Source organism: Paenibacillus sp. R-74696 (assembly GCF_055814915.1).
The window spans coordinates 58005-65984 of the sequence record NZ_JBPULM010000001.1; the positions used below are offsets into that span (position 1 = coordinate 58005).

Sequence of the window (7980 nt, forward strand, 5' to 3'; positions counted from 1 at the left end):
ATTAAATTTTAAACGTAAGCGAATGAAGGAGGATCTCCATGCGTACCACCTATATGGCTAAGCCAAATGAAGTTGAACGTAAATGGTACATCATTGATGCGGAAGGTAAAACCCTCGGTCGTCTGGCAAGCGAAGCAGCTAGCTTGATCCGTGGCAAACACAAGCCGCAATTTACACCTCACGTTGATACAGGCGATTTCGTTATCGTAATCAACGCTGAAAAAATCGTTCTGACAGGTAAAAAACTGACAGACAAAATGTACTACCGTCACTCGATGTACTCCGGTGGTTTGAAAGTTACACCGGCTAACGTGATGATCGACAAAAAGCCTGATCGCGTTATCGAATTGGCTGTTCACGGCATGTTGCCAAAAACACGTCAAGGTAACAAAATGAAGCTTAGACTTAAAGCATACGCTGGTTCGGTACATCCGCACCAAGCACAAAATCCTGAAGTTTACGAACTTCGCGGGTAATTAAAGGGGAGGACAGTTTCATGGCTCAAGTGCAATACTATGGAACGGGTCGTCGTAAACACTCTGTTGCACGTGTACGTCTCGTGCCAGGTGAAGGACGAATCATCATTAACAAACGTGATATCAACGAATACTTCGGTTTGGAAACATTGAAACTAATCGTTAAACAACCGCTTAACCTGACAGAAACGCTTACGCAATATGATGTATTGGTTATTGCTAACGGCGGCGGTATGTCCGGCCAAGCAGGCGCTATCCGTCATGGTATCTCCCGCGCTCTACTGAAAGTAGACGCTGAATACCGTCCAGCTCTGAAACGCGCTGGATTCTTGACTCGTGACCCACGTATGAAAGAGCGTAAAAAATACGGTCTTAAAGCGGCTCGTCGCGCGCCACAATTCTCGAAACGTTAATCTTTTGTTTTACAGCCCCTGGCCTTCTGGCCGGGGGTTTTTTGTTGTTTTTTGAAGCTTGTGAAGGGTGATGCCAAGAAGCTGAAATAGGTGGAATGGTTAGGGACAGACGGGACAAGGGGAAGAAGCGTGCTTGGAGCCTGTTTTTTGGATGAGAATCAAACTTTAATTCATTTTGGAGTAAACTAGATATTGAAGATTGTTATTGGACGACGTATAATTAAACTTAAATACAGATCAATATACTTGGAATTGATGCGGAGGGATAAAACGATGAACCTTTTTGAGAAGGAAGCGCTTATTGCCAAGCAAGCTGTAGAGCTTGAAAATGCAACGCCAGAAGAGATTATTGCATTTGCTGTGGCGACATTTCCTAATCTGACTTTTGCTTGCAGCTTCGGTGCAGAGGATGTCGTGCTTGTAGACATGCTGCAGAAGGTTAGCCCGACAACCGATATTTTCTACCTCGATACTGATTTTCATTTTAAAGAAACGTATGAGACTCGCGATCGTATGATCGAGCGCTACCCAGGAATTCCATTCGTAGAGGTGAAGCCGAAAATTACGCCGGAGCAGCAAGCTGCGCAATATGGCGAAGAGCTGTGGAAGTCAGATGCCAATCAATGCTGCAGCATTCGTAAGGTAGAGCCGCTTACCCGGATTTTGTCCCAATACGAAGCATGGATTACAGGTATTCGTCGTGATCAGGCGCCAACACGTGCCAACGCGAAAAAAATCGAATACGATGCAAAATTCGGGTTGGTCAAGTTTAACCCGATTGCCCATTGGACATCGGAGGATGTATGGAATTATATCCGCGAAAATGATGTCATTTACAATCCGCTTCATGATCAAAACTATCCGAGCATTGGCTGCGAATATTGTACGCGTCAAGTGATGCCAGGTGAGGACCCACGCGCTGGACGCTGGGCAGGACAAGAAAAAACAGAGTGCGGCTTGCATAAATAATCGTTACTGAAGAAGGTTAGACAGCATGAGAAGCCGGATGAGGAAGATGGCAAATCAGCCTGTCACCTAATAAGTCTTATCGTGTGATACTGTGAACGTGCAGAAGCACACTCATAAATAACCATCTCGTCCCATATAGATGATAATGAGCGCCGGCCAAGCTGGTGCTGATTATTATTTGATGGAGGACGGGGTGGTTTTTTTGCGCCGATGGGGACGACGCTGGGTCGTTTGGATAACGCTAAAGGGAGCGCTGCGCTTGACTGCTGCTGTGCTGGCAATTGCACTCGTATGGACGCTGCTTACTTATGGAGATGAACGGACTGCACGGACATGGAAGACGTGGGCAACGCCGTTGTCTGGTAAAACGATCGCGCTTGATGCCGGGCATGGGGGAGTGGACGGCGGGGCGGTAAGCAAGCAGGGAGTCGTTGAAAAAGATTTGAATATGGCGATTGCGCTATATTTGCGCGATTATTTGCAGCAGGCGGGAGCGATTGTCGTGATGACGCGCGAAGGGGATTATGATCTTGCAACTCCAGATACGAAAACCTACAGCAGGCGGAAAACGGAGGATCTGCATAAGCGTGTGAATGTCATTAAGGGGAGCCAGCCGCATTTGGTCGTCAGCATACACATGAACAGTATTCCATCAGCCAAATGGTCAGGGGCGCAAACCTTTTACAATCCTGCTAATCATCGCGGCAGCAAGCTGCTTGCTGCCGCTATTCAAAACGAGATTAAACGTAATTTGGAAAATACGAGCCGCGTCGCAGCAACGGAAAATTCCGTCTATTTGCTCAAAGCCATTACGGATGTGCCCACCGCCTTAATTGAAGTCGGTTTTCTGTCTAATCCAGGAGAAGCAGCCAGACTAGCCGATTCAGAATACCAGCGGAAGGTCGCGGCTTCCATTTATCAAGGACTGCTGAGATACGCTGCTGGAGAAAAATGATGCTGCCGACAGAGGACACGCCACAAGGATGAAACCGTTTCGACACGTTACAGCCATGAATGTTGCTGCTTAACTATGCTATAATCATTATTAATAAGCAGTAATCGCATACATAAAGGTGGGGACGTATCCTATGTTAACACGTGAGCAAGCTTTGGAAGCCGTTGAAGCAGTAACGGCGATATATACGGCGGGCGAGGTATCCGTCCGCGATGTGATGGTGAAGGACCGTCAAGTTTCACTGACGGTCCTGATTGCCAGCGAGGAGGCGAAGCCCTCGCTGGAAGCCGCGCTGCGCGAAGCGTTAGCGCGGCTGGGCGCCGAAACCGTGCATTGCCGGTTTCGTGCGCTAGAGCCCGCAGCTGCGGCGGATGCATCCGCGCAGCGCGGGGCGCCAAGCGGCGGCGGCGAAGCCTCCGCTGCCGCAGGCGCAGGCGCCGCCGGCCCCGTGCAAGGCCACGGGGCCGGGCTGGCGAGCCCGCTGCTGGATGCCCGCAGCGGGGTGCAGTTCATTGCCGTCGCCAGCGGCAAGGGCGGCGTCGGCAAATCCACAGTGACCGTGAACCTCGCGGTCGCTCTCGCTCGCAGGGGCAAGCGCGTCGGCATTATCGACGCCGACATTTACGGCTTCAGCGTGCCCGATATGATGGGCATTGAAGAACGCCCGCAGGTCGTGAACGAGCGGGTCATCCCGATTGAAAAATTCGGGGTGAAAGTGATGTCGATGGGCTTTTTTGTCGAGGATAACAGCCCAATCGTATGGCGCGGCCCGATGCTGGGCAAAATGCTGCGCAACTTTTTTGACGAAATCGAATGGGGTCAGCTTGATTATTTGCTGCTTGACCTGCCGCCGGGAACAGGCGATGTGGCGCTGGACGTCCATCAGATCATCCCGCAAAGCAAAGAAATCATCGTCACGACGCCGCACGCAACAGCTGCATTCGTTGCTGCTCGCGCAGGAGCAATGGCTATTAAGACCGAACATGAAATCATCGGTATCGTTGAAAACATGGCGTATTACAAATGCAGCAAATGCGGCGAGCCGGAATACATTTTTGGCCGCGGCGGTGGCGGAAGGCTAGCGGAGTCGCTGCATGCCGAGCTGCTGTCCCAAATTCCGCTTGGTGCGCCGGATAATCATCCATCAGAGCCAGACTTCTCGCCATCCGTATACAAGGCAGAGAGCGAGACCGGTCAGCTTTATTTGGAGCTTGCGGACAAAGTGCTGCAAAAATGCGAATAGCTCCCGTTCCTTCAACTGAATAACGAAATGAAAGAAAGCCCCGTGCATATGAATGAAGCATCAGTCAGGCAACTGGCCTAACTGCATTCATAGCGGGGCTTTCTTTTTTACTAGGACTTTACTAGGACGGCGTCAGCCGTTTCACCTTGAAATATAGGAAAGTGTATGATTTCTCCATCCTTTCTCTATATTTCTCGGACTGAAACGCGCCGCGCCGCCAAAGGACGGCGCCAACCGTTTCACCTTGTTCACAAGCTACATCGTACTATCCTGCTGTCCGTCTCCCGAGCCAGAATCCTGCTGGTCGCCGCCGCTATCGTCACCGGAGTCTTGCTGCTCCTCTCCAGAGCCTTGCTTGTCGACCTTCTCGTTAGGCTTCGGTTTTAGTTCTTCCTGAACGGCTTTCTTCATTAGATCAAGAATTTCAAGCCGGAACAGCGGATTTTGCATCGACTCCTGCATAATCGACATGACTTGTTTTTTGTACTGCGTGCTTTGCAGCACCTCCAAAATCATCCGATCCATCTCCGGATTTTTCATCACCTTAATTAACTGCTCCTGATACGACGGATCTTTAAGCAGCTGCTGGTGAATTTCCTTGTTCTGCTTATTGACGGCTTTGGCAAATTCCCCGGCAAAACGAACGTCGGTCATCAGCGTTTTGATTACCTTGTCATATTCCGGTGCGACCAGCACATCCTTTACCGCCAGACGGACTTGCTCTTGATCCTGCACAGACAAAAGCTTGGACGTATTTCCGTTATAGCCCGACATTTGCTGTGCCGATTCCTGGAGCGCTTTTTGAGCATCCTCCGTTTTGAGTATATCAATGACCATCGATTTCATGTCTTTGTACGTGACTTGCTGGCTGCTTCCCGATGATTCTGATCCACAACTGGTCAAGACAAAAGACGTTGCAATGAGAAGCATAATTACCGTCATACGAATGCGCATGATTCGTGTTCTCCCTTCGTGGCAGCATTCCTGTATTGATGGGAGTAGTATGTGCCAAAGTTCCGCCCATTATCATGGGGAAAGGTTAGCTTTTTAATGTGAACGTGGTAAAATAAAGGATGTTGGACAGGGTGTGCTTGAAAAATTTAGGGGGATGTCAAACGTGAATATCAGAAAATGGTTTTTTCTTTTTTGGAGCTGTATGGCAGTCGGTGGTTTGGCTACAGCGATATGCGGAATAACGATGCAGTGGACGGATCCAGAGTTTGGTTTTATGGGACTGGATGCCTCAGGATTCAATTTTGCCATGATGGCGCTTGTTGGCCTTATGTTTGGGGCATTTAGCCAGATGGGCTTTTTCGCTTATTTGACTTTAAATTATATCGCGCTTAGCGTGTTTCGCAAAAGCTATCTCTGGAATACGCTGCAAGGCTATTCCACCGTGTTTGCAGCATTTGCTTTAGGCTATTTGCTATTTGAGCAGCGGACGAATGGCTGGTTCTTCTGGCTTCTGCCGCTTCTGCTTATGGTGTTCTCCCTTGCTGTTTCTTATGTAAAGGTGAAGCAGACGAAAGCTGTAGCTTTTGTGCCGACCGCGTTCCTGATGTTCACTGTTACGTTCATTGAAGCTTATCCGGCTTTAAAAGGGGAAACCAATACTGCAGCCATCATCTTTATGATTGTGCCGCTGTTCGTATGTAATGCGTACCAAATATTGATGCTGCCGCGGATTTTGAAAAGCGAAGCGACCGAATCTGCATCATCTGCAAAGCCGGTCGCTTAATGTAGGAACTATTTTTTAAGCCTGCATGGCTTAATGCTTCACTGCTGCGTTCAATTGGCTTGTACCGGTGGAGGAGAGGGTGGATTTGTCTTGTACGGCTTTGCCCTCGGTTTCCGTCTGTGTAATTAGCTCCGTCACCGTCACGAAGTCATAGCCCTTGGAGCGCAGCTCGTCGATAATAACGGGCAGTGCTTCATGAGTTTGCTTCACGGAATCGCTGGCATGCATCAATATTATATCGCCAGGATGAGCGCGACTCACTACCCGGCTAATGATTTTATCCGTGCCGATGTTCATCCAGTCTAGGGAGTCGGTGTCCCATTGAATGACTTTATAGTTCATTTCGCTCGCAATACGGAGTACCCTTTTGTCAAAATCGCCATTGGGCATCCGAATCAAATTAGGCTGTTTGCCAGTCGTATCGGAAATAATCGAATGAGCAGTAGAAATTTGCGTGCGGATTTCGTCGTCGCTCAGCTTGCTGTAATAATCATGCTTGTGGCCGTGGCTTCCGATCTCATAACCGGCGTCGGTTATTTTCTTCACAATATCGGAATGCGATTGAATCCAGGGCGACGATAGAAAAAAGGTAGCTTTCGTAATGCCTTTGTCCTTAAGCACTTTCAATATGGGCTCCGCGCGTTTTTCGCCCCAGCTAATATCAAACGTAAGGGCCACGACTTTCTTTTCTGTCGGGACACTGTAGATGGCAGCGGGCTGTTGCGGTGAAAACACCGTAATATTGTCGCGCTCCGCGTAAATGACGCCTACCGAGAATACGAGTGCAAGTACAATTAGACTGTAGTGCTTGATTTTACGACCGTTCATTACATAAAAAAAGTTCATCTTAGGCGGGCTCTCCTCTCTAATGGAAGCTTGTTCTAGTACAATCTATGCTCATAGCGCCAAGTTATTCATGCTTGTTCAATTTAAAATGGGCAGAGGAGGGCATCATTTGTTTAAGCCTCGGGAAATTCTCGATCACTTTCGCTCGATGAGCGGCTATATTGCCTTTGGGTGTATCCTATTTTTTGCCGGAATTGTTGTAGGTGGAAGCAATACGGCGATTAGCGACATGATGGACCAACAGCTGGAGGCGATAGCAGAGCTGGCACAGCAGCTCGATCAGTCAGATAATCCGACGATGAGCTATATATTGTTCATTTTTTTCAACAATGCCATTAAATCAATCTTCATTATGTATCTCGGTGCGTTCCTTGGATTAGTTCCGCTGTTCTTCCTCGTCTTTAATGGAATGATTATTGGTTATTTGCTGAACCGGACAGCTGAGCTGCATGGAGCGGGCACTGTAATGGAAATGATTTTTAAAGGCTTGCTGCCGCACGGCATTATTGAAATTCCGGCAATTATTATTGCTGGAGCATATGGCATGCGATTTGGCGTCCTCGCTTTAAAACTGATGAAATCGACGGTTAGCCCAAATGGGCAGGTCGATAAGAGCGGTTTGGAAATTTTATTTTTTATGAAAAAAACGATCCCAGTCGCCGTTGTGCTTACGATTTCTCTGCTAGTGGCTTCCTTAATTGAAAGCATCATTACACCTTGGCTTCTGAACATGTAATAAAATTCCCATTATTTGTGCATAACAGTAAAGCGGCGTTCTTACGTGCGAAGCGTAGACGCCGCTTTACTGTTTCATCATCAAGCTGCATGAAGCAGAGCAAGGACGAGCCCATTCGCTATACAGGCGAACGGTCGTCACCACTTGAGGAGGGCGCAAACCACTATGCTAGGAATTCTATTCAACGATAAAGAATGCAAAGAACTCGACTACGTCCTGCGCAAGGAACTCGATGAAATGCTGCTTGACCTAAATGACTCCCGTCTAGATGGAGAGATTAAGCAGTCGATTACCCGTCGTTACAAAACGATTTTCCGCATGTATGCCCGCTTGGCATCCCCCAAAGAGCTTTCCCGCTACGCTTTAAACATCCGTACATATAAGTAATTTAAGGCCTCTAAAAGGCCTGAATTTAAGCCCGGAAAATAATCTGAAATAAATTAAAAAAAACACTTGCAATCGTATAGGCGCCCGTGATATATTATATGAGTCGCCGCTGAGACATACGGCAGACAAGAACGAAACGCAAGCAAGAGAAATTGTTCTTTGAAAACTGAACAACGAGTGAAACTGCCACATTAACTTAGTTAATGTAAAGCGATAC

10 protein-coding genes are annotated in these 7980 nt (G+C 48.1%); 8 read left to right on the forward strand and 2 right to left on the reverse strand.

Going from position 1 to position 7980, the window contains the following annotated elements; translation table 11 throughout:
* The first annotated feature begins 38 nt into the window (after positions 1-38).
* The 5 genes from rplM (at position 39) to ACSR9A_RS00380 (ending at position 4056) form a co-directional block, all read left to right on the forward strand.
* Entirely contained in the window at positions 39-476 is a 438-nt protein-coding gene (gene rplM / locus ACSR9A_RS00360) for a 50S ribosomal protein L13 (RefSeq protein ID WP_046234254.1), read from the forward strand.
* 20 nt (positions 477-496) lie between these two features.
* Complete coding sequence (gene rpsI, locus ACSR9A_RS00365) at positions 497-889, forward strand: 30S ribosomal protein S9 (RefSeq protein WP_046234255.1); 393 nt, start codon at positions 497-499, stop codon at positions 887-889.
* Positions 890-1162: 273 nt separating this feature from the next.
* Complete coding sequence (locus tag ACSR9A_RS00370) at positions 1163-1858, forward strand: phosphoadenylyl-sulfate reductase (protein ID WP_473755043.1); 696 nt, start codon at positions 1163-1165, stop codon at positions 1856-1858.
* A gap of 202 nt (positions 1859-2060) precedes the next feature.
* Positions 2061-2813, forward strand: coding sequence for an N-acetylmuramoyl-L-alanine amidase CwlD (gene cwlD / locus ACSR9A_RS00375; RefSeq protein ID WP_473755052.1), 753 nt, complete (start codon positions 2061-2063; stop codon positions 2811-2813).
* 133 nt (positions 2814-2946) lie between these two features.
* A complete protein-coding gene (locus tag ACSR9A_RS00380) occupies positions 2947-4056 on the forward strand; it encodes an Mrp/NBP35 family ATP-binding protein (RefSeq protein ID WP_473755044.1) in 1110 nt (369 codons plus the stop codon).
* A gap of 255 nt (positions 4057-4311) precedes the next feature.
* Here ACSR9A_RS00380 and gerD read toward each other — a convergent pair whose 3' ends face one another.
* Entirely contained in the window at positions 4312-5010 is a 699-nt protein-coding gene (gerD, locus tag ACSR9A_RS00385) for a spore germination lipoprotein GerD (RefSeq protein WP_473755045.1), read from the reverse strand.
* Between the two features lie 154 nt (positions 5011-5164).
* Between gerD and ACSR9A_RS00390 the strand changes: the two genes are divergently transcribed.
* Positions 5165-5794: a KinB-signaling pathway activation protein gene (locus tag ACSR9A_RS00390; RefSeq protein ID WP_473755046.1), complete on the forward strand. Its 630-nt coding sequence runs from the start codon at positions 5165-5167 to the stop codon at positions 5792-5794.
* 30 nt (positions 5795-5824) lie between these two features.
* Here the strand turns inward: ACSR9A_RS00390 and pdaB are convergent, their stop codons facing one another.
* Positions 5825-6640 carry a polysaccharide deacetylase family sporulation protein PdaB gene (gene pdaB, locus ACSR9A_RS00395; protein ID WP_473755047.1) on the reverse strand — a complete coding sequence of 272 codons (816 nt, stop codon included), beginning with the start codon at positions 6638-6640 and terminating at the stop codon, positions 5825-5827.
* A 109-nt stretch (positions 6641-6749) separates the two neighbouring features.
* Here pdaB and ACSR9A_RS00400 point away from each other — a divergent pair, with 109 nt between their 5' ends.
* Positions 6750-7376, forward strand: a complete 627-nt coding sequence (locus ACSR9A_RS00400) for a stage II sporulation protein M (RefSeq protein ID WP_473755048.1) — start codon at positions 6750-6752, stop codon at positions 7374-7376.
* 165 nt (positions 7377-7541) lie between these two features.
* Complete coding sequence (locus ACSR9A_RS00405; protein ID WP_473755049.1) at positions 7542-7763, forward strand: hypothetical protein; 222 nt, start codon at positions 7542-7544, stop codon at positions 7761-7763.
* Positions 7764-7980 lie beyond the last annotated feature (217 nt).

Excerpts from the sequence above, each read along its gene's own strand:
- ACSR9A_RS00370 (WP_473755043.1), top strand. The coding sequence starts at position 1,163 with ATGAACCTTTTTGAGAAGGAAGCGCTTATTGCCAAGCAAGCTGTAGAG.
- rplM (WP_046234254.1), top strand. The coding sequence starts at position 39 with ATGCGTACCACCTATATGGCTAAGCCAAATGAAGTTGAACGTAAATGG.
- rpsI (WP_046234255.1), top strand. The coding sequence starts at position 497 with ATGGCTCAAGTGCAATACTATGGAACGGGTCGTCGTAAACACTCTGTT.
- gerD (WP_473755045.1), bottom strand. The coding sequence starts at position 5,010 with ATGCGCATTCGTATGACGGTAATTATGCTTCTCATTGCAACGTCTTTT.
- ACSR9A_RS00405 (WP_473755049.1), top strand. The coding sequence starts at position 7,542 with ATGCTAGGAATTCTATTCAACGATAAAGAATGCAAAGAACTCGACTAC.
- pdaB (WP_473755047.1), bottom strand. The coding sequence starts at position 6,640 with ATGAACTTTTTTTATGTAATGAACGGTCGTAAAATCAAGCACTACAGT.
- ACSR9A_RS00390 (WP_473755046.1), top strand. The coding sequence starts at position 5,165 with ATGTCAAACGTGAATATCAGAAAATGGTTTTTTCTTTTTTGGAGCTGT.
- ACSR9A_RS00380 (WP_473755044.1), top strand. The coding sequence starts at position 2,947 with ATGTTAACACGTGAGCAAGCTTTGGAAGCCGTTGAAGCAGTAACGGCG.